This window comes from Caballeronia sp. LZ035 (genome assembly GCF_031451175.1).
Classification (GTDB): domain Bacteria; phylum Pseudomonadota; class Gammaproteobacteria; order Burkholderiales; family Burkholderiaceae; genus Caballeronia.
In genome coordinates this window covers 409,449-429,348 of the sequence record NZ_JARUXS010000003.1, presented here as the reverse complement: position 1 = coordinate 429,348, position 19,900 = coordinate 409,449, and the positions used below count along the sequence as shown (strand labels likewise).

General features: G+C 66.9%; 17 protein-coding genes. 7 read left to right on the top strand and 10 right to left on the bottom strand.

Annotated features, from left to right (window positions below):
• Positions 1–22: 22 nt before the first annotated feature.
• Entirely contained in the window at positions 23–1,393 is a 1,371-nt protein-coding gene (locus QCE88_RS24875; protein WP_309907300.1) for a sugar ABC transporter substrate-binding protein, read from the bottom strand.
• Between the two features lie 249 nt (positions 1,394–1,642).
• On the opposite strand from QCE88_RS24875, the gene QCE88_RS24870 reads away from it, so the two are divergent.
• The 7 genes from QCE88_RS24870 to QCE88_RS24840 all read left to right on the top strand — a co-directional run bounded on the left by QCE88_RS24870 (position 1,643) and on the right by QCE88_RS24840 (position 9,337).
• Complete coding sequence (locus QCE88_RS24870) at positions 1,643–2,764, top strand: sn-glycerol-3-phosphate ABC transporter ATP-binding protein UgpC (RefSeq protein ID WP_309907298.1); 1,122 nt, start codon at positions 1,643–1,645, stop codon at positions 2,762–2,764.
• Between the two features lie 89 nt (positions 2,765–2,853).
• Positions 2,854–3,183, top strand: a complete 330-nt coding sequence (locus QCE88_RS24865; RefSeq protein WP_309907296.1) for a hypothetical protein — start codon at positions 2,854–2,856, stop codon at positions 3,181–3,183.
• A gap of 175 nt (positions 3,184–3,358) precedes the next feature.
• Positions 3,359–3,868, top strand: coding sequence for a spore coat U domain-containing protein (locus QCE88_RS24860; RefSeq protein WP_309836019.1), 510 nt, complete (start codon positions 3,359–3,361; stop codon positions 3,866–3,868).
• A 17-nt stretch (positions 3,869–3,885) separates the two neighbouring features.
• On the top strand, positions 3,886–4,650 hold the full coding sequence (locus QCE88_RS24855) for a molecular chaperone (RefSeq protein WP_309907293.1): 765 nt from the start codon (positions 3,886–3,888) through the stop codon (positions 4,648–4,650).
• Positions 4,651–4,747: 97 nt separating this feature from the next.
• Positions 4,748–7,201 carry a fimbria/pilus outer membrane usher protein gene (locus tag QCE88_RS24850; protein WP_309907291.1) on the top strand — a complete coding sequence of 818 codons (2,454 nt, stop codon included), beginning with the start codon at positions 4,748–4,750 and terminating at the stop codon, positions 7,199–7,201.
• Entirely contained in the window at positions 7,198–8,157 is a 960-nt protein-coding gene (locus QCE88_RS24845; protein ID WP_309907289.1) for a spore coat protein U domain-containing protein, read from the top strand. The genes QCE88_RS24850 and QCE88_RS24845 overlap by 4 nt, the downstream gene beginning before the upstream one ends.
• A 307-nt stretch (positions 8,158–8,464) precedes the next feature.
• Complete coding sequence (locus tag QCE88_RS24840) at positions 8,465–9,337, top strand: EAL domain-containing protein (RefSeq protein ID WP_309907287.1); 873 nt, start codon at positions 8,465–8,467, stop codon at positions 9,335–9,337.
• A 270-nt stretch (positions 9,338–9,607) separates the two neighbouring features.
• Here the strand turns inward: QCE88_RS24840 and QCE88_RS24835 are convergent, their stop codons facing one another.
• From QCE88_RS24835 to QCE88_RS24795, 9 genes are read right to left on the bottom strand one after another with little or no spacing between them, the layout of a single operon-like run.
• Complete coding sequence (locus QCE88_RS24835; protein WP_309907284.1) at positions 9,608–10,999, bottom strand: sigma-54 dependent transcriptional regulator; 1,392 nt, start codon at positions 10,997–10,999, stop codon at positions 9,608–9,610.
• Between the two features lie 9 nt (positions 11,000–11,008).
• Entirely contained in the window at positions 11,009–12,739 is a 1,731-nt protein-coding gene (locus tag QCE88_RS24830; protein WP_309907283.1) for a TadG family pilus assembly protein, read from the bottom strand.
• Positions 12,740–12,766: 27 nt separating this feature from the next.
• Positions 12,767–13,069, bottom strand: coding sequence for a DUF3613 domain-containing protein (locus QCE88_RS24825; protein WP_409018216.1), 303 nt, complete (start codon positions 13,067–13,069; stop codon positions 12,767–12,769).
• A gap of 33 nt (positions 13,070–13,102) precedes the next feature.
• Complete coding sequence (locus QCE88_RS24820) at positions 13,103–13,840, bottom strand: tetratricopeptide repeat protein (protein ID WP_309907281.1); 738 nt, start codon at positions 13,838–13,840, stop codon at positions 13,103–13,105.
• Positions 13,841–13,850: 10 nt separating this feature from the next.
• Positions 13,851–14,837 (bottom strand): type II secretion system F family protein, encoded by a 987-nt coding sequence (locus QCE88_RS24815; protein ID WP_309907279.1) that lies wholly within the window; start codon positions 14,835–14,837, stop codon positions 13,851–13,853.
• A complete protein-coding gene (locus QCE88_RS24810; protein WP_309908758.1) occupies positions 14,834–15,790 on the bottom strand; it encodes a type II secretion system F family protein in 957 nt (318 codons plus the stop codon). The genes QCE88_RS24815 and QCE88_RS24810 overlap by 4 nt, the downstream gene beginning before the upstream one ends.
• A 19-nt stretch (positions 15,791–15,809) precedes the next feature.
• Positions 15,810–17,192, bottom strand: coding sequence for a CpaF family protein (locus QCE88_RS24805; protein ID WP_309907276.1), 1,383 nt, complete (start codon positions 17,190–17,192; stop codon positions 15,810–15,812).
• 3 nt (positions 17,193–17,195) lie between these two features.
• The gene (locus QCE88_RS24800; protein ID WP_309907274.1) at positions 17,196–18,479 is read right to left on the bottom strand and encodes a fimbrial protein; all 1,284 of its coding nucleotides are present in this window, start codon (positions 18,477–18,479) and stop codon (positions 17,196–17,198) included.
• Entirely contained in the window at positions 18,476–19,846 is a 1,371-nt protein-coding gene (locus QCE88_RS24795; RefSeq protein WP_409018249.1) for a type II and III secretion system protein family protein, read from the bottom strand. Before QCE88_RS24795 ends, QCE88_RS24800 begins: the two co-directional genes overlap by 4 nt.
• Positions 19,847–19,900: the final 54 nt, after the last annotated feature.

Below are 19,900 nucleotides of genomic sequence, written 5' to 3'. Positions count from 1 at the left end.
GCCTCCGGTTCCTGTGAACGAGTTACTTCAGCAAGGGCTTCTTGCCGTCGTAATAGCCCGCTTTCTTGAGGATGTCCTCGGTCTTCTGACCGATGGTCTGGGCGCCCTCCTTCACCGTCACCTGGCCCAGCATCATCTTGCTGCCCCATTCGCCGATCACTTCCGACACCGCCGGCCATTCCGGGAAACGCGGCCGGTAATCGGGCACGCCGCCCTGCCACGACTCGACCATCGGTTTCACGAACGGGTACTTGTCCTGCACGGCCTTGTCCTCGTACACCGCCATGCGCGCCGGCACGCCGCCCGCTTCGAGATACGGCTTCGCCATGGCTTCCGACGTGATCCATTGAATGAAGAGCCAGGACGCCGCCTGCTTCTTCGCGTTCGACTTCGCATTCACTGCGAGCGAGAAGCCGCCGAGCGCAGGCTTCAGGCCTGCCGGGCCCTTCGGCTCGGTCGTGATGGCGAGACAGTTGCCGAGCTTCGACTTGCTCGGATCGGTCAGCGTGGGATAGAAGGCGGACCATTCGGTGATCATCGCGACCTGCCCTTGCGCAAGCGCGTTCACCGCTTCCGCGTGATCGAAGTCGACGATGCCCGGCGGCATGTACTTCATCAGCTTCTGCCGGTATTCGAGGCCCGCCTGCGATTGCGGCGACATCAGGTTCGACTTGAATTTCGCATCGAGCAGCGAGCCGCCATTGGGCCACAGCACGCGCATGAAACTGTCCGCCGATTGCGTTTCGCCGCGCCGCGATTGCAGCGCGAAGGCGAACTTGTCGCCCTTCGTGAGCTTCGGCGCATAGACGTTGAGGAGCTCCTCCCAGGTCTTGGGCGGTTCGTCGAAACCCGCGTCCTTCAACATGCATTTGTTGTAGAACATCAGGCCGGAGTAGTTATCGAACGGCAGGCCGTAGGTGACCTTGTCCCATGACCCGAACGAATCGAGCAGGATGGGGAAGAAGCCCTTCAGGTTCAGGCTCGGGTCCGCGAGCTTGGGGTCGTCGGTGAACTTCTTGATGGGCACGAGCCATTTGTTGCTCGCGAATTCACCGATCCACACGACGTCCACCAGCACGATGTCCTGGTCCCCGCCGCCGACGAAGTTCAGCACTTCCTTCTCACGCGTGTTCTCGTAGGGAATGACTTCCCAGCGCACCTTGATGCCCGTCTCCTTCTCGAACTGCGGAATGAGCTGTTGCGCGGCCTTGTAGCCGGGGCGGTCGAGAAAGATGGCCTTGATCGTCGTGCCCGAGTAAGGCTGCGCGGCTTCCTTGAGCGTCCAGGCCTGCGCATTCGATGCCGCGAACGCCGCGCTTGCCGCCAGTAGCGCCACTGCCGCGAGGTGTTTGATCGGGCCGAGTTGCGTGGCCGGGATGAAGCGCTTCTTCATGCCTGTCTCCTTGGTTTTTATCGAGCGGAATTGCGGTCGGGTTCAGTTCGTTCGTGCTTCTTTTCCTGCGCTCCAGTACGTGCAACGAGCCTGTCGCGAAGCCTCTTCCACGCTCCGGATCATACGCGTCGTTTCACTTGTAATTTCGGTTTTACAATTGTATATTTTGGCCCGAACAGGTTGTCAAGAACAAAAATCGCCGATGCATCCGATGCTGCGCTGCCGCAGCAGCACACAGGAGACAAACGCATGAGCGCAGTTCATTTGCAGCAGATCCGCAAGACCTTCGGCGGCGTGGACGTGCTGAAGGGCGTGGAGATCGAAGTGACGGACCGGGAGTTCATGGTCTTCGTCGGGCCTTCGGGCTGCGGCAAGTCCACCTTGCTGCGCACCATCGCCGGACTCGAACGCTGCGACTCCGGGCAAGTCCTGATAGGCGGCGAGGACGTCACCGAACTCGAACCGTCGCAGCGCGGCGTCGCCATGGTGTTCCAGTCGTACGCGCTCTATCCGCACATGTCGGTGTACGAGAACATCGCCTTCGGGCTGCGCATGCTGAAGCTGCCCGAAGCGCAGATTAGGGAACGCGTGCAGCGCGCGGCGGAGATCCTGCAGATCGGCCAGCTGCTCGAACGGCGGCCGCGCGCGCTGTCCGGCGGACAGCGGCAGCGCGTGGCCATCGGGCGTTCCATCGTGCGCGAGCCGAAGGTCTTCCTGTTCGACGAACCACTCTCGAATCTCGATGCCGCGCTGCGCGTGCAGATGCGCCTCGAACTCATCAAGTTGCACAAGCAACTGAACGCCACGATGATCTACGTCACGCACGATCAGACCGAAGCCATGACGATGGCGGATCGCATCGTCGTGCTGAATCACGGGCGCGTGGAGCAGATCGGTTCGCCGCTCGAGCTGTATCGCGCGCCGCACAACCGCTTCGTCGCGGGCTTCATCGGTTCTCCGAAGATGAACTTTATGGACGTGCGCGTCATGCGCACGGATCACCTGGGCGTGACCATCGAGCTGCCGGGCGGCGAAGCGCTCACGCTGCCCTTCGCCGCCGGCGCGCTCAAGGCGGGCGAGACGCTGACACTCGGCATCCGGCCGGAACACTTCATCGAGTCATGCGGCGGCGACATCGACAGCGGCCTGAGCGGCGAGGTCATGGTGATCGAGCATCTCGGCGGCGAGACGCTGCTGCATCTGCGTCTGGCCAACGATCTCGTGATCCAGGTGAAAGGCTCGGGCGAATCGAGCGCGGTGGAAGGCCAGCGTCTCAACGCGGGCTTCAGCATTCGTCACGTTCATCTGTTTCTTGAAGACGGCAGCGCGCTCGAACGCATGCGGCCGGTGGCCCAGACGGCCACGGCGTGATCGACGCCGGGCGGGTCTGACGAGGTTTCGTCAAGTTAATGGAGGACGTGCCGTAAACGAGAACACGCGCCAACTGGCGCAGTCGGCCGATGCGCTTCGCGGCCGCCTTCACCTCGTGTCTCGTGACCTCCATGGCATCTCGAATTCGCTCGCTCGCGGCGTCGGCCGCGGTGCTCACCCTGTTGCTCGCGATCGGAGCAGCGCCCTCCACGCTCGCCGCGACCAGCGCCGAGCTCGCCGTCTCGCTGACCATCTACGAGGTCTGCACCCTCGATACCGACGCCCGTCGGCCCGCCGTCGCCTGCACGGCATCGGGTCAATATCGCATCCTTACCGGACAGTATTTCGCCGATTTCAAGGTTGCCGAGTCTGACAAAACCCCAACGCGCAACAAACCCGTCGTCGAAATCGCCTTTTAAAAGAGTGCGTTGCAGCATTCCGTTAATCCGTTGCTTTCGTTACAAACGGTTACGTCTTCGGTGTGAGGATTGAACAAGAATGGAAACGTCCACCGAGGTGTAGACGCCATTTGCGTTCATTGCGCAAACGTTGTCGAACACGGACACATCAATAAAAAAATATCTGAGGTGAAGAATGCGTCGTCATTCGATTGCGGTTTCATTCATTTCACTCGCGTTAGCCACGGGGCCCCTCATTCCCTTCGGAGCGCGAGCCGCTACCAAGACCACGACTTTCGTGGTGTCCCTGACGTTGCAGAACGACTGCAACATCACAGCCAACCCGCTGAACTTCGGTACGTCAGGCGTCATTGCCGCGAACATCGACCAGACGACCACGCTGGCGGTCACGTGTTCGAATGGCGCGGCCTATAACGTCGGGCTCGACGCAGGCTCGGTCGCCGGCTCGACCATCCCCGCCCGTTTGCTGGGCGGAACCGGCACGCCTGTTCCCACCGTCGCCTATCAGCTCTACCGCGACGCCGCCCGCACCCTGATCTGGGGGCAGACGGTCGCCACCGACACTGTGGCGGGCACCGGCAACGGTGCGGCACAGACGCTGACGGTATATGGCCGCGTCGCGCCGCAGACCACCCCGGCAGCGGGCACCTATACGTCGACGGTCACCGCGACCATCACGTTCTAGGTATGCGCGATCCGAAGGTGGGTCAAGCCCTCCGCCGGGTGAGGCGGGGGTGGCTGTACACGTTCGTGCTGCTCACGCTCTCGCCGCTGGGCAGCGCGTGGGGCGCTGCGCTTCAGGTTTCGCCGATCCGGCTCGACCTGTCCGCCGAGAAACCCGCCGCCGCCCTCACGCTGCATAACGACGGCACCGTGCCGCTCTATGCGCAGGTGCGTGTGTTCGCATGGACGCAAACGGTCGATGAAGATCATCTGGACCGCACCTCGGCCATCGTTGCGAGTCCGCCTATCGTCAACGTCGCGCCGGGTGGCGATCAGACCGTTCGCATCCTGCGCGTCAGCACGACCCCGCTGGTCCGCGAGGAAGCCTACCGGCTGCTGATCGACGAATTGCCGAACGGCCAGGCCGCCTCCTCGACCGGCATCCGCATGCAGTTGCGTTATTCGGTGCCGGTGTTCGTCGGCGCCAGGGAGGACCAGGTGCCTGCACTTGCGCTGTCGCTCGAACGCACTGAAGCGCCGGACGGCCACGACACCCTGATGCTGCGCGCGGCGAACAACACGGATCTCCACGCGCAACTGAGCCGCGTGCACCTCGACTGGCCCAATGGCCATTCGACCCAGGTGTCCGCCGGCCTCCTTGGATACGCCCTGCCGCACATGGCCCGCCGCTGGCCGGTGCAGGGCGCACCCTCGGGCGTGACCTCGGCGACGCTCAAGGCGCTCGTGAACGGCGAACCGGTGACGATGCGCGTGAGCGTCGTCGAACCGCAACCCGATCGGTGACCCGTGGATGCACTCGCCCCACCGGCATTCGTGCCACACCCGCGGCCATGCCTTGAGGCGCGTGCGCTGGGTGCTGCCGGTTTGCGCGGTTTGCATATTGACTTCGACATGCGTGCCGGCGCGCGCCGATGACGTTCCGGCGACGCTGGCCGCCGGTGACCTTCCCGCCGCCACGCTGGCCGCCTTGCGCGGCGGCTTCCCCGTCGCGGACGGCATCGCCGGCGGGACGGGCGACCTGTATCTCGAAGTGGCCATCAACGGCGTGTCGACGCAGAAGATCGCGAAGTTCTTCATCACCGACACGATGATCTACACGACGCCCAGCGAGCTCCGCGACCTCGGCCTGCGCACCGACGACCTCAAGCCCGACGCCCAGGGCCGCGTCGGGCTTGGCTTCGTGCCGGGCTTGCGCTACACATACCAGCCGGAGCGGCAGCGCATCAACCTCGAAACCACCGATTCCCGCCGTCTGCCGTCCGCGCTCGCCAACACGCCCGCGCGTCCGCCGGTGGCCGTCACCGGCACGGGCCTCGTCATCAACTACGACGCGACGGTGCAGACCAACTCGCCGACGCAATACGGTCTTTTCAGCGAGGAGCGCTTCTTCTATCCGGGCGGCGTGTTCGACAACACGGGCACCGCGTACTGGTATTCGGACCGTCATCGCTACGTGCGGCTCGATACGTCATGGAGCCATTCCGACACCGACACGCTCATGACCACGCGTCTCGGCGACACGATTTCGTCCTCGCTCACCTGGACGCGGCCGGTGCGCATGGGCGGCGCGCAGTTGTCGCGCGACTTCAGCCTGCGGCCGGACCTGATCACCTATCCGGTGCCCGCGCTGGCCGGCTCGGCGGCCGTGCCGAGCGCGGTCGACCTGTATGTGAACAACGTGCGCCAGTTCAGCGGCAACGCGCCTTCGGGACCGTTCGTCATCAACGCGGTGCCCGCGATCAACGGCGCGGGCGAAGCGGTCATCGTGAGCCGCGATACGCTCGGGCGCAGCGTGATGACCACGGTGCCGCTGTATATCGATGCCCGTCTGCTCGCGCGCGGTCTCACGGATTTTTCGGTGGAAGCGGGCTTCGTGCGGCGCGCCTATTCGCTGGATTCGTTCGACTACGCCGGCGACCCGTCGCTGTCGGCGTCGCTGAGGCGCGGGATCACCGACGAGTTCACGCTCGAAGCGCACAGCGAAATCACCCGCGGTGTCTATAACGCGGGCGTCGGCATGCTGTTCGGCATTGGCCAGTGGGGCGTGTTCAACATGGCGGTGGCGGGCAGCGCGGGCAACGGCGGCGCCCACCCGGCGCCGCTCTATGTCTATCCGGCGGGCTACTACGATGGCTTCGGGTCGATTGCACCGCAGGCCACGGCCATTCCCCGGCAACCGTCGACGGGCGGTGGCGGCGTGCAGATCGCGGCGGGCTGGCAATGGCGCACGCCGGCCATTTCCGTCGACTTGCAGGCGACGAAGGCCACGCCGCACTACAGCGACCTCGCCGCCGCCGAAGGCACGCCGGTGCCGCGCGCGACCTATCGCGCGACCCTCGCCGCGCCGCTGCGCGCGCTCGGTTCGTCGAGCACGGCAAGCGCGAGCTTCGTCGGCGTGGACGATCCCTACTACGGCGATTCGCGCATCGGCTCGCTCGCGTACACGACCAGCCTGCCGCGCGGCGCGTCGCTGTCCGCGAGCGTTTATCACGACTTCGGCGACAGCCGCACGACCGGTGTCTTCGTCGCGCTGAGCTTCGTGATCGGCGGCGCGCTGAACGCGAGCGTCAACGCCGGCTCGGATCACGGCAAGCCGATCTTCGGCGCGGCGCTGTCGAAGACGGCCGACTACGGCGGCGGCTTCGGCTGGCAGGTCCAGAGCTCGCGCCAGAACGGCATCCAGCAGTCGCTCGCGCAGGGCACCTATCGCGGCCGCTACGGCGACTTGCTGGCGTCGGTCGCGAACGTCGATTCGCGCACCTACGGCGAACTGGACGCCTCCGGTTCGATCGTCGTGATGGCGGGCGACGTGCTCGCCGGCCGGCGTATCGACGACGCCTTCGCCCTCGTCTCGACGGACGGCGTAGCGGGCATTCCGGTGCTGCACGAGAACCGCGAGATCGGCAAGACCAATTCGGCGGGGCATCTGCTGGTGCCGGACCTGGTCTCGTATCAGCCGAACCATCTCTCCATCGATCCGCTCGGCCTTCCCGCCGATACGTCCATCGCCACGACCCAGCTGAATCTCGCTCCGCAGGCGCACGCCGGCGTGCTCGCACGCTTCCCGCTGCAGGACTTCCACGGCGCGCAGCTGCAACTGCTGTCTGCGAACGGCCAGCCCTTGCCGGTCGGAACCCAGATCACGCATCGCGAAACCGGGAAGCAGTACGTGGTGGGCTACGACGGTCTCGCTTTCGTGGACGATCTTTCCCAGTCGAATACGCTCGATGCCGCGCCGGCGGGCAAGCCCTGCGAAGTGCAGGTGCCTTACAAGGCTCAGGGTCACGGCCTGCCGACGCTCGGCCCCTTCACGTGCGGGGCTGCGTCGCCATGAAGCGCATCGTGCTGTTCCTCGTGTTCCTGCTGTTCGGCGCCGCGGCGCAGGCGCAGAGTTGCAGCGCGACGGTGTCGGGCATCACCTTTGGCCCGATCGCGCCCGCGACCACTTCCGTCGCGAGCATCACGGGGACGGTCAACATCACCTGCACCCCTGCTGCGCTGAACCCGCCGGTGCGCGTATGCCTCAACTTCGGCACCGGCGGCGGCGGCACCTCGTACTCACCGCGCCTGGCCACGACGGGCACCGGCACGATCCAGTACAACCTCTACTCCGATGCCGGCTACTCCACGATCTGGGGATCACGCGCGTCCGGTACCTTTGCGCCCGTCGCGGTGGACCTGACGTTTCCGCTCGGCGTGTCCTCGGTAAGCCGCTCCGTGACGATCTACGCCCGCACGGCGCCCGGCCAGACAGCGCTCGTCGCCGGCAACTACTCCTCCGTGTTCTTCGGCACGGGCTCGGCGGAGATGGATTACACGGCGTATGTCCTGCTCGCCCCCGACTGCTCCACGGTCACTTCGAATGCCACCGCGCTGTCGTTCCTCGTCGTGGCGCCGGTCATCAACGACTGCTCGCTGTCCGCCACCAACATCAACTTCGGCGCCTCGGGCGTGCTGAACGGCGCGCTCACCGCGACCGGCACGCTGAGCGTTGCATGCACCAACAACGACTCTTATTCGATCGCGCTGTCGGCGGGCAGCGGCACCGGCGCGAGCGTGGCCGACCGGCGCATGACGAAAAACGGGGGCACCGAGCAGGTCAAGTATCAGCTGTACACCAACGCCTCGTTCTCCACCCCTTGGGGCGACGGCACCAATGGCACGTCGGTCATCAGCGCCTTCGGCACCGGCTCGAATCAGGGCATCACGGTATACGGCCGCGTACCGCCGCAGACGACGCCGAGCGCCGGCACCTACACCGATACGATCGTCGCGACGATCACGTACTGACCGGCGCACACTCGTCCGGATTACAAAAGTTCGGCCACCTGTTCGTACAAACTGCAAAACAGCCTACAAAAGCCCGCGCTCCCGATCCGCCCCGCATTCCGCCTCATTCGGCGTAACACGCGCCGGACGTAACGTAACTGAAGCACCTGTTTCATACTGGACACGGCCTTCGGTACGACGAAACACCCCCGCAAACGTTATCCAGCCGTGACACGCGGGGCTTGAGCGTTGAATAGCCGCCGTGGAGCGCATCTGGCATGACTCCTGCAATCTTCTGTCGAACCAACCGGAGGAGATAGGAAGCAGCATGAAAAGAACGACAGACGGCTCGCCCGCAGCGATCGCCGCGCCGAACTCAGATCATGCATTGAGGCATCGCGTACTCCAGGGCCTGCGGGCCGGTGAGTTCTGCATCGCCTATCAGGGAATCTATCGGGTGGACAGCGGCGAACTCGCGCAGATGGAAGCGCTGATTCGCTGGCGTCATCCGGAGTTCGGCCTGCAGCTGCCAGGCGCATTCAGCGCGGTGTTCAAGGACGCCGATGTGATGCTCGAACTCACCTGGTTCGTGATGGACCGGGTGGCCGCCGATATGGCCGCATGGCGCGCCACAGGCGGCGCGCACTACCCGGTGGCGGTGAACGTGCCGCCGTCCATTGCGGCCCTGCCCGGTTTCGCCGAGCGCATGGACAGCATCTGCCGTGCGCATGGCATTGCGCCGGAATGCCTCGAACTGGAGCTGTCGGAGAGCGAGGATCTGGCGCGCTTTCCTGGCATGCAAAAGCTCGTGCGCCGCTTCCGGAACAAAGGCGTCAACATTTCGATGGACGATTTCGGCACCGGCTATGCCTGCCTCGCCGCGCTCGGCCCGATCGAATTCGGCACGGTGAAGATCGCGAAGGAACTGCTGTCGGAAGCGCCGAGCTGCCCGAACGCCTGCACGGTGTTCTCGGCGGTGGTCGCGTTGCTGACACGGCTCAAAGTGTCGATCGTGGTCGAAGGGGTGGAAACCGCCGCGCAGGCGCAGTGGCTGGCGCAATGGCCGCATGTGCTCGCGCAAGGCTTCTTCCTGGCGCGGCCGGCGTTCGGCATCGACCAGGTGCCCGGCGTGCGCATGGCGAAAGCCGCCGCGAAAAGGCGCGACGCGCATCACGCCATGCGCATCGCAAACGCGGCTTAAAGGTGAAGTCGAGCAGTTAGACCCGGTTTCCCAAGAGCTTCTGGCAGCCCTCGTAAAGCCAGAACTTCGCCGGCGCATGCGTGCGCCGGCGTTTTTTTGGCTGCGCGATGGCTGGACGGGATTTCCTGGCGGCGTCTGCTAGCGCGGGACTGCCTGGGCTGCCTGCCTCCGGCGTAGCGTGCCTCGTTCTGGCTGGCTGCCTTCCCGCTGCACCTGCCTGCGTCCGCCATTTGCCCGCCGCCTCCTCTGCCCCGGCACCCTTCCGCGGCGCTACATCGGCCGGGTTTCGGGCTCCTCGTCGAAGATCTGGAACTTGCGCATCTTCTCCCACAGCACCTTGCGGCTGATGCCGAGATGCTGCGCGGTATCCTGCCGGCGCCAGCCGTTCGCATCGAGCGCGGCGATCACGCGGTTGCGCTCGTTCATGTCCCACTTGCTGCGATCGACGAGCAGATCGGTTGCACCTTCTGCCGCTGCCGGTTGCTGCTGGTTGCGCGCCAGCACCAGCAGGCGTTTCACGCGCGACTCGTCCCAGCCGCCGAGCTGCCGCACCGTCACGCCGACCCGTTCCGCCAGGTTGCGCAGTTCGCGCACATTGCCGGGGAAATAAATATCGGCGACGGCGTCCGCGAGCCAGTACGGCAGGTCCGGCAGCGCGTCGAGCTTGTCCTTGCCGATCACCTCGCTGATGAACGCCTTGAACAGCGCGATCTTGTCGGGCGCGCCGCGTTCCTCCAGCGACGGAATCTTGAGTTCGATCACCGCCAGCCGGTAATACAGGTCGGCGCGAAAGACGCCGTCCTTCACGAGTTGCGGCAGGCACTTGTTGCTCGCCGCGATCAGCCTGAATTCGAGGCGCACCGGCGTCGCCGAACCGAGACGCGTCACCGCCTGGTCCTCCAGCACGCGCAACAGTTTGACCTGCTGATAAAGCGGCAAATCGCCGATCTCGTCGAGGAACAGCGTGCCGCCGTTGGCCTGTTCGAAATAGCCCTTGTGCGCCATCACGGCGCCCGTGAAGGAACCCTTCGCATGACCGAAGAACAGCGACTCGAACAGCCCATCCGGAATGGCGCCGCAATTCACGGCCACGAACGGCCCTTCGCCATAGCGCGAGTGCTTCTCGTGCAGCAGTTGCGCGATGCGTTCCTTGCCGACGCCGGTCTCGCCATGCACCAGCACGCTGGTGTCGCAATCGGCGAAAGTATCGACTTCATGCAGCAGCGCTTTCATGCACTCCGCGTGCGCGATCAGATCATCCGACGCCTGCGTATCCTCGCCATGCGCGCGCAGTTGCCGCGCGAGCTTGCAGACCATCGCGCGCAGTTCCGCGCCCGTGAAGTCGAGCGGCAGGATGTGCGAGTAGTCGGCGGGGAACATCGACGGATCGCGCTCGCGCGGCGCCGCGCCGACCCACACGACCGGCATCGTATGCCGCGCCTCCCAGTCGCGCAAAACGAACGCGCCATGGTCGATCACGCTCACGCTGATGATCGCGAGGGCCGGACGCTCGGCGTCGCGGGGCGCGCTGATGGCGGTGCCGTCGGCGCGCAGCACGTCGACGTCCTGGCCGGACATCGCGCGCACCACGCGCTCGACGATGTCGGCCTTGCCCTCCCATACGTGAATGTCGAGGCCATCGATTCTGGTGTTCTGTCTCATGTCGTTCAATCAGTAGGCCAGTTGCGACTCGCCGCAGGTCAGCGACAGGTCGTGGATCGTGCTCGCGCCCACTTGCGCGCCGAGCGCCTGGAGCACCGGCAGCAGCACGGTGTCGAGGCTGGTGAGCAGTTGCGGCAGCGTGGCCACGACGCCGCCCAGCAAGCCCGTGACGATGCCGCTCAACAGATCGGTCAGCACGGTCGGCAGGATGGGCGATGAAATCTTCAGCGTGCGCGAGAGGCTCGTGTTCAGCCCGCTCAGTGCATTCGCAAGCGATGCGCCCGGCGCGGACGGCACGGTCTGGTAGTCGTCGGCGTTGCCGCTGACGCCGTCGAACGTGATGTTCGGCGCGGATGATGCGGGCATCGCCGCGGGAAGCGCGGCGGCAAGGCTTACGCTGGCCACGCCGGGCACGTTGAGGATGGTCGCGGGGACGGTGCAACTGCCGAATGCCGCATTGGCCGCCAAGTCGCCGACGCAGACATTGGCAATGCGGCTCTGCACGCCGATCACCGAGCGCCGGGCCAATGGCGGACCGGCGCATTGCGTCGACGCGAGCCATGCCGTGCCGGACGCCACATCCACATACAGCGGCAGATGAATGAGCTGGCCGCTCAGCAACGGGATGAGCGGGATGGTGGGCAGCTTCACGAGGCTCACGTCGACGGCCGCGCGCACTTGCGCCGTGCTGGCCTGCGTGCGCCAGTTGCCCTGGCCGTCCTGCCCCGCCTCGCCGATGGCCAGCGCCGGCGGCTCGATGATCTGCACGGAAAGCGTCACCGAACCGAGCAGGCCCAGATCGACGCTCGGCTTCAGAATGACAGCCGCCTTGCCCGCCTGCGCAATCTCGGCCGTGACGAGCAGCGCTTCCAGCGGGTTGATGGTGGCGTCGAGCGCGCTTTGCGTGTTCGCCAGCGCAATCGACAGCAGGCCAGGCGAGCCGTTCTTGCTGCCGAGCGCGATGGTCTGGTTGCCGGGAATATTCGCATTGACGATGGCGCCCATCGCGCCGATCGCGGTCGAGAGATTCGCGTTCGCAACGGACGTGGTTTGCAGCGCCTTCAGCATGAGCCTGGCGATATCGCCCGCGCTGAGTTGCAGGCCCAGCAATTGATCCACCGTGCCGACGCCCGCCGCCGTGACGAGATCGCCCACGCGCACCTGGGCATTCGCGAGTCCCTGGTACGACACGAGGTTCAGATTGAGATTCGTGCCGAGCAGCGCGTTCAGCAGGCTGTTCAACTGGCCCGCGCCGAGGCTGACGAGCGTCGTGCCGATCGAGAACGAGCCGATGTCCGTTGCCCGGGCGATGGCCGTCGCCGTCACCTGTCGCGACGGCCCGACGAAGAAGTACGGCACCCTGCGCGCCGCGCTCACCTTCACGGCGTTGGCCGGCGAGCCGCTGGTCGAGAAGTAGTCGGGCGCGGCGTTCGCCTGCGTATCCCAGCGCCCGCACGTGACGCTCAGGCTGTTGCCGGCGGCGCTGCCGTCGAAGCCGTTGACGAGCGCGCTGCCGGTCGCCGCCGACGTGGCGCGCGCGCACGAGCTGGACAGCGACTGCGTGCCCGCGCTGGCGGCGAGATCGACGACGCTCTGCAACGCGCGCCGCGCGAAGAACAGATTGCCGATGTCGAGCGCGCCCAGCGCCGCGACCGCCACGACCAGCCAGATCGCCGCGAGCGTCGCCGCCGCGCCGCGCTGGCGCTCAAGGGGCGGTCGGAAGGTGCGGTGCGCTTTCATGGCGTGAGCGTGAGCAGCGGATGGACATCAGTTCGCGTTGTGATAGTTGACGTCGAGCGCCGGCCGCCCGGCATCTTCGAGCGACGATCCGAAACGCGCCGGAATGCCCGTCTCGAACGACTTCAGATAGCGGTCGTAGGCCGCGCTGGCCTCTGCGCCCAGCATCGGCTGAGCGGGCGCGGCGGCGGCGTTGCTGGACTGGAGCGTGAGCCAGGCCTGCGTTGCGTGGCCGATCTCGCTCGCCGCCGGCGGGTTCGCGTCCTGCGCGAAAGTGAGCACGGGCGCCACGCCCAGCATGGCGGCCAGCATCGTCAGGGGGAATCGTTTCATCGTTGCCTCTTAGTTCAAAAACTGCGTGCGACATCAACGCGCCGCGACGCGCGGCCGCGCCGCATCGGCCACGCGTTTCGCATCGCCGCGGATCGCCTGCTGCACGTCCGCCGTGAATTTCTGCTGGTCCATCAGTCCTTGCGCATTCGCCGCCTGTCCGTTGGCGAGCAGATACAGCGCGACGTTGCTCAGGATCTTCGGGTTGCCCGGTGCAAGCTCGGCGGCCTTCATCAGCGGCACGCGCGCACCTTCCACATCGCCCATGCGCAAGCGCGCATAACCGAGGTCGGAGAGCATCGTGGCATCGGTCGGGGCACGCTTCGAGGCTGCCTCGAAACGTTCGGCGGCGTGCGTGAAATCGCCCTTCGCGCCCGCCAGCAAGCCCAGACCGCGCAGGCCGCGCGCAGCGAGCGGGGTATCGGCGAGACGCGCGTAGGCCGCCGCGCTGGCCTCGGGCTGCCCGGTCTGACGCAGCGCATCGGCGCGCAACAGAAGGGTGTCGGGCGCTTCGCCGTATTGCTGCTCGTAGGCATCGATGTGCGCCAGCGACGCGTACCACAAGCCTTGCGTCTGCATCCGGTCGATCAGCGCGAGATACATGCCGGGCGTATCGGGCGGTGCGTCTTTTTGCTGCGCCTGATCGAGCGCGGCCTGGCGTTCGGCCTGGATGCCCAGGCCGTAGCCGTTCTCCTGCCTGGTCGCGCACGCACCGAGCGTCGCGCAGATCAGCGCCGCGAGCAGCGGGCGCAAGAGTTTCGTGGAGAGCGTCATGAGCGTTCCGTTATCGATGAAGTCCTGCCAGCGCGTGCACCACCGCGATGAAACCCGGCCCGGCCGTGATGATCAGCAGCGCGGGCAACAGCGTGAGCACCATCACGCCGGTCATCTTCACGGTGACTTTGCCGATGCGCGCCCGCAGCGACGCGCGGCGCGCCTCGCGCAGCCGGTCGCCGAACTGCTTGAGCGGATCCTGCACCGCGCCGCCGTGCTGCTCGACCTGGATGATCAGCCGCACGATGGCGGCGAGGTCGTCGTTTTCGTAGCTCGTGGCGAGACGTTTCATTGACTGCTCGCGGGTGCGGCCGGTGACGAACTGCGCCTGCGCCAGCGCCAGTTCGCGGCCGAGCACGGGCAGCACGGTGCCGAAGTCGTGAATCATCACCTGCAGGCTCTGATCGAGCGACAGCCCGACGCCCTGCAGCAGCCGCAACAGATCGACGAACATCGGCAGTTCGTTTTCCACCGCGCGTTGACGCGCCTGCGCGCGCCGCCGCACGAGCCACTTCGGCGCCATGAAACCCGCCGAGAGCGCCATGAACATCAGCAGCATGAAGCGCGCACTGCTCATGCCGCCATGCGCGACAGCAAACACGACGAGCGGCGCGCCGAGCGCACCCGCGATGCGCGCCGCGAGAAAACGGGCGCGCGCCTGGACATCGAGATAGCCGCAGCGCTCGAGCAGACGCCGGTCTTCCGGCGCCACCGCGATGCGCCCGAACGGCGTGTCGAGCCACGCGACGCTCGCGCGCCCCAGCGCTGCGAACAGACCGCGCGTCGGCGCCGGCGTGAGGCGTGTGGCGGGCGCAGCAGATGCGGCAGAAGCGGCCGACAGCGACGCGGCGGCACGGTCCTGCAACGCGTGGTCGAGCGTGCGCGCCGAACGCTGCATGCGCAGATGGCGGCCCAACACCAGCATGCCGCACAGGCTCACGGCCAGTGCGGCGGCAACGAGCGCGAGCGCGCCGAGCAAGGCAGGCGTGATCGTCATGTGCGCATCCTCGCCAGCCGGTACAGCATCCACGCGCCGAGCGCCTGCAACGCCACCGCCATGTAGACGAGGCGCTTGCCGAGCGTGTCGGTCCACATGGCGTCGAAATAGGCGGGATTGGTCAGGATCACCATCGTGCCGAGCAGAATGGGCAGCAGTCCGAGCACCCACGACGAGAGCCGCGTTTCAGTGGACAGCGCGATGAGTTCGCGGTCGGCCTGTTCCAGGTCGCGCATCAGCGCGGCCATGCGGTCGAGCATCACGTCGGAGCGGCCGCCGTATTTCACCGACACGCGCAGCACCGAGCCCACCAGTTCCAGTTCGCGCACGCGATAGATGCGCGCCACCGCGCCGAGCGCGTGATCGATTTCCATGCCGGTGCGCAGCATCGGCAGCGCGCGGTTCAGGCATTCGGAGAGCGGCGCTTCGGCGCTGCCGAGCGCGCTCTGGAACGCGGCCGGCACGCTGTGGCCGATGACGATCATCCGGACGATGCCGTCGAGGAACGGCGGCAGTTGCCGCACGATCCGCTGATAGCGTTTCTGCGCGCGCCACGAGAGCCACGCATACACAGCGACCAGCACGAACGCCGCGACGCCCGCGCCGATCGCCGGTCCCGCTCGCAAGCTGGCCCACAGCGCGCCGAAAGCGGCGACGGCGAGCGTCGTCGTGACGAGCGCGCCCGGCCGTTCGATGCCCGCGCGATTCAGCAGATTGCCGACGAACGCGCGAACCTGCGCGATGCGCGCCCGGACGCCCGCTCTCGTCTCGGTGGCCGACGCGCCCGTTGCGGGCCGGGGCGGTTGCGGAGCGTGCGGCGTATGCAGTCCATGCGCCGCGCTCGCGCTCTGCACCTGCCGCTCGACGAAGCGTTCGGCCAGCGCCCGTTCGCGCCGCACGGCGCTACGCCGCCACAGCATGAGCGCCGCCGCCGCGCACAGCAGCGCGACCATCGCGACGAGCGCGACGCCCCTAGCCACTGAAGCCCCCGCCGAAGCCGCCGCCAAAGCGGCCCGTCTGCCCGAAGCCTTCCGACATCGCGACGCCCTGCGCCTGGCGGAATTTCGCGAGCTTCGGCGAACTCGGATGAATGCCGAGCCAGTTCCAGCGGTCCTGCTCGTCGCCGTTCATGTCGACGGACGGCTCATAGCGATACAACTCCTGCATCGCGATGATGTTGTCGGACAGGCCCGTGACTTCGGTGACCGAGAGAATCCGGCGCCGCCCGTTCGAGAGCCGCCCGATCTGCACGATGAAGTCGATCGCGTTGGCAATCTGCCTTCTGAGACTCGCCTCCGTGCCCTGGAAACCCGCGAAGCCCGCCAGCATCTCCAGCCGGTACAGGCACTCGCGCGGCGAACTGGCGTGCACGGTGCCCATCGAGCCGTCGTGACCGGTGTTCATTGCCTGGAGCATTTCGAGCACTTCGCCGCCGCGCACTTCGCCCACGATGATCCGGTCCGGACGCATCCGCAGCGTATTGCGCAACAGGTCGCGGATCGACACGACGCCCGCGCCGTCGAAGCCGCCGGGCCGGCTTTCGAGCCGCACCACATGCGGATGGTTGAGCGACAGCTCCGCCGTGTCCTCGATCGTCACCACGCGTTCGTGCTTCGGAATGAAGAAGGCCAGCGCGTTGAGCAGCGAGGTCTTGCCCGAACTCGTACCACCCGAGACCAGCACGTTGCAGCGGGCGTCTACCGCCGCCTGCAACAGCGTCGCGATGTCCTGGTTGAAGGTGCCGTTGGCGAGCAGATCGTCAGGACGCAGCGGATCGCGGCGGAACTTGCGGATCGACACCACCGGCCCGTCGATCGACAGCGGCTCGATCACCACGTTGACGCGGCCGCCGTCGGGCAGGCGCGCATCGACCATCGGGTTGGATTCGTCGAGACGCCGGCCGATCGGCGCGAGAATGCGCCGCACGATGCGCAGCAGGTGCGCGTTGTCGGCGAAGCGCACCGGAATCTTTTCGAGAATGCCGTGCCGCGACACATACACGTCGCTATAGCCGTTGATGAGGATGTCCTCCACGGCGGCGTCCGCGAGCAGGTCCTCGATCGGGCCGAAGCCCGCGAGTTCCTTGGTCAGCGCCGCCGCCACGAGCCGCACTTCGCTCTCGTTGAGCGGAATGCGGCGCAGACGCACGAAGCTGTCCATTTCCAGATCGACGAACTGCTGGATCGCCTGGCGCGACCAGCGGCCGAATTCCGCGCCGAGTTCCTCGATGCGCGACAGCAGATGTTCGTGCGCGGCCGTCGCCACGTCCTGAAACTGCTGCGACTGGGCGAACGCGACGGCGTCTTCGGCCAGATCGTTCGCGAACGCGATGTCCTTGCTGAAGTCCTGAACCATCGTCTATGACCGTCTGAGAAAGTTGGGAAGGAATTGCCCGGCGCTCAGCGCCGAGCGGAGGGACGCACGGCCGCCTGCCGACTGCGCGTCGCGCGCGGCGGCCTCGCCCGGTGCTTCACCGTGCAGGCGCGCCACGAGTGGCGCGAGCGCGCGGACATACGGATCGCGTTCGGCGCACTCGGCCAGCAGCCGGCCCTGGTTCACCGCGCGTCCGAGCGCCTGCGCCCGCTCCGGCAGCACCGCGACGAGCGGCAGGTCCAGACGCTCGGCCAGCTGGTCGGCGCCGAAGTTGAGCGCGCCGTCGAACTTGTTGACGACGAGGCCGAGCGGCTTTGCTTCGTCCGGCTCGCTTTCATCGCCGGCGCGCAGAGCGTCGAGCAAGGCGACCGCCGACACCGCCGAGGCGACGTTCGGATCGCACACGAGCCAGACTTCGTCGGCGGCGCGCACGGCCTGCGCGACGAATTCGAGGTTCGAGAAACCGCCCAGATCGACGATCTGCTGATCGAAATACGCGCGCAGGCGGGTCAGCGTGCTGGTCGCGGACGCGAAGGAAATCGCGCGCATCTCGCCGAGATCGGCGGGCAGCGCGGTCAGCGCCAGCCCGCTCGGATGACGCGCGAAGGCGGTGTTCACGAAGGTCTCGTCGAAGCGGCGCAGATTGCGCACGGCATCGACGAAATGCAGTTCACTGCGGGTGTCGAGCAGCAACGCGCTGTCTGCCGCGGGCAGACCGAGGTCGAGCAGCGCCGTGGTGCGCTGCGCCGCCGCCGCGCGCTTTTGCAGACACACCGCCAGGTTCGCCGCGAGCGTGCTCACACCCACGCCGATACGCGCGCCCAGCAGCACCGTGAGCTTGCCGTGGCGGCTCACCGGCTCGCTGCGCGGCGCCGGCCGTTCGGCCAGCAGACGCCGGGCGATCGCGAGGACGTCGGCGGGCGCGCCGCTCACATCGGCGAAATCGCGCACGCCCGCGCGCAGCGCCGCGAGCGCCGGAGCCGGCGTCGCCAGCGTGCCCAGCGCGACGATCGGCACCGCCGGATAGGCGTCGCGCGCCGCCTGCGCCAGGAGACTCGCGTGCGTGGCGTCGCCGCTCGCGCCGAAGTCGATGAACACCACGCCCGGCGTCCGTTCGCCGATGCGCGCAGTCAGGCCGGCCACGTCCCACGGCGCGGCTTCCACCGGGCCCGCGCCCGCGAGCGCGCGTTGCAGCCAGTCGAGCCGCGCGCCATCGGGGCTCGCGCACAGGAAGCGCGCCGGCAGCGCGGAAGCGTCGGCGGGCGTCATCGCGAAAATCCTGGTGCGGCATCGGCGGAAATGGCGCCGCCGATGAACGAGCGCCACACCGGACCGTTGCGCTGCTCCGACTGTTCGCCGGGCGTCGCGGGCAGCGGCGCATTGCGGGCGATCGGCGCGACCAGATGCGGCGTCACGATGATCACCAGTTCGCGGTCCTGCTGCGAATACTGCAAGGTCTTGAAGAACGCGCCGATGATCGGCAGGTCGCCAAGCAGCGGCACCTTGTTGACGTTCGAGGCCGTCTCACGATCCACGAGGCCGCCGATCACGAAGCTCTCGCCGTCGCCGAGTTCGACCGCCGTTTCTGCGCGACGCGTGGTGAGCGCGGGCACCGAGACGCCGTCGATGGTGATCGCATGCGCGAAGTCGAGCTGGCTCGCCTCGGGCGCCACCTTGAGCGCGATGCGCTCCGGACCGAGCACGGTCGGCGTCAGCGAAAGGCCAATGCCGTACGGCTTGTAGACGATCGTCGTCGTGCCGAGCGACTGCGGCACCGGCACCGGAATCTCGCCGCCCGCGAGGAAGCTCGCGCTCTGCCCCGACAGCGCCACCAGCGTCGGCTGCGCCAGCACGCGCGCCAGATTGTTGCCTTCCAGCAAGCTCAGGTTCGCGAACAGTCCGCGCGACGTCGAATTGAGCAGCAGGTTGAATGCGGAACCGATCGGCGAAGTGGCCGTGACAGCGAGCGGACTGGTCGCGCCGCCCGACACGCTGCTGAGCGCGGTCGGCGCGAAGGTGCCGAACGCGAAGCCCGCGTGATTCTGCGAGAACAGGTTGAAGCCGGCTTCCTTGAGCACCGACTTGCTGAACTCGACCACCTTGACATCGACTTGCACGACGCTGCGCGCGGCGATGGTCGAGGCATCGACGATTGCACCGTCCTTGCCCACCGACGCGCGCGCCGCCGCCACCGCGCGCTGATGCTTGCCGACGCTCGGCGTGCTGCCGGTCAGCACCGCCGTCTTGCCGAGCACGCGGACTTGCGGCGCGTCGCTTTCGGCGAGCGCGGCGCCGGCGCCCGAGGCCACGTCCACGGTGTAGGAGAGCGGCGTCTCGCTGCCGCGCTGCCACAGCATGAGACTGGTCGAGCCCGCCGCCTTGCCGACCAGCAGCACGCCGCCGCCCTTCAGCACGTTCACATCGGCGACGGCCGGATCGCCGATCGCCACCCGCGTGACCGCCTTGCCGGGCGCAAGCGACATCTGCGCGCCCGCCGACAGCGCGATGACCTGTCCGCGCGACGGCGCTGCCGTCGTAGTCGCCGCTTCCCCCGCCGCCTCCTGCACAGTGGCGCCGCATGCAACGACCACCCAGGCGAGGAGCGCTGCCTGTTTCCATCCCGTCGATTTCGTCATGCCCTTGTCTTGCCGATTGCTTGTCATCGTGATTCGCCGCGCTGTCGGCGGTCC

Excerpts from the sequence above, each read along its gene's own strand:
- QCE88_RS24875 (WP_309907300.1), bottom strand. The coding sequence starts at position 1,393 with ATGAAGAAGCGCTTCATCCCGGCCACGCAACTCGGCCCGATCAAACAC.
- QCE88_RS24870 (WP_309907298.1), top strand. The coding sequence starts at position 1,643 with ATGAGCGCAGTTCATTTGCAGCAGATCCGCAAGACCTTCGGCGGCGTG.
- QCE88_RS24865 (WP_309907296.1), top strand. The coding sequence starts at position 2,854 with ATGCGCTTCGCGGCCGCCTTCACCTCGTGTCTCGTGACCTCCATGGCA.
- QCE88_RS24860 (WP_309836019.1), top strand. The coding sequence starts at position 3,359 with ATGCGTCGTCATTCGATTGCGGTTTCATTCATTTCACTCGCGTTAGCC.
- QCE88_RS24845 (WP_309907289.1), top strand. The coding sequence starts at position 7,198 with ATGAAGCGCATCGTGCTGTTCCTCGTGTTCCTGCTGTTCGGCGCCGCG.
- QCE88_RS24840 (WP_309907287.1), top strand. The coding sequence starts at position 8,465 with ATGAAAAGAACGACAGACGGCTCGCCCGCAGCGATCGCCGCGCCGAAC.
- QCE88_RS24835 (WP_309907284.1), bottom strand. The coding sequence starts at position 10,999 with ATGAGACAGAACACCAGAATCGATGGCCTCGACATTCACGTATGGGAG.
- QCE88_RS24830 (WP_309907283.1), bottom strand. The coding sequence starts at position 12,739 with ATGAAAGCGCACCGCACCTTCCGACCGCCCCTTGAGCGCCAGCGCGGC.
- QCE88_RS24825 (WP_409018216.1), bottom strand. The coding sequence starts at position 13,069 with ATGAAACGATTCCCCCTGACGATGCTGGCCGCCATGCTGGGCGTGGCG.
- QCE88_RS24820 (WP_309907281.1), bottom strand. The coding sequence starts at position 13,840 with ATGACGCTCTCCACGAAACTCTTGCGCCCGCTGCTCGCGGCGCTGATC.
- QCE88_RS24815 (WP_309907279.1), bottom strand. The coding sequence starts at position 14,837 with ATGACGATCACGCCTGCCTTGCTCGGCGCGCTCGCGCTCGTTGCCGCC.
- QCE88_RS24810 (WP_309908758.1), bottom strand. The coding sequence starts at position 15,790 with ATGGTCGCGCTGCTGTGCGCGGCGGCGGCGCTCATGCTGTGGCGGCGT.
- QCE88_RS24805 (WP_309907276.1), bottom strand. The coding sequence starts at position 17,192 with ATGGTTCAGGACTTCAGCAAGGACATCGCGTTCGCGAACGATCTGGCC.
- QCE88_RS24800 (WP_309907274.1), bottom strand. The coding sequence starts at position 18,479 with ATGACGCCCGCCGACGCTTCCGCGCTGCCGGCGCGCTTCCTGTGCGCG.
- QCE88_RS24795 (WP_409018249.1), bottom strand. The coding sequence starts at position 19,846 with ATGACGAAATCGACGGGATGGAAACAGGCAGCGCTCCTCGCCTGGGTG.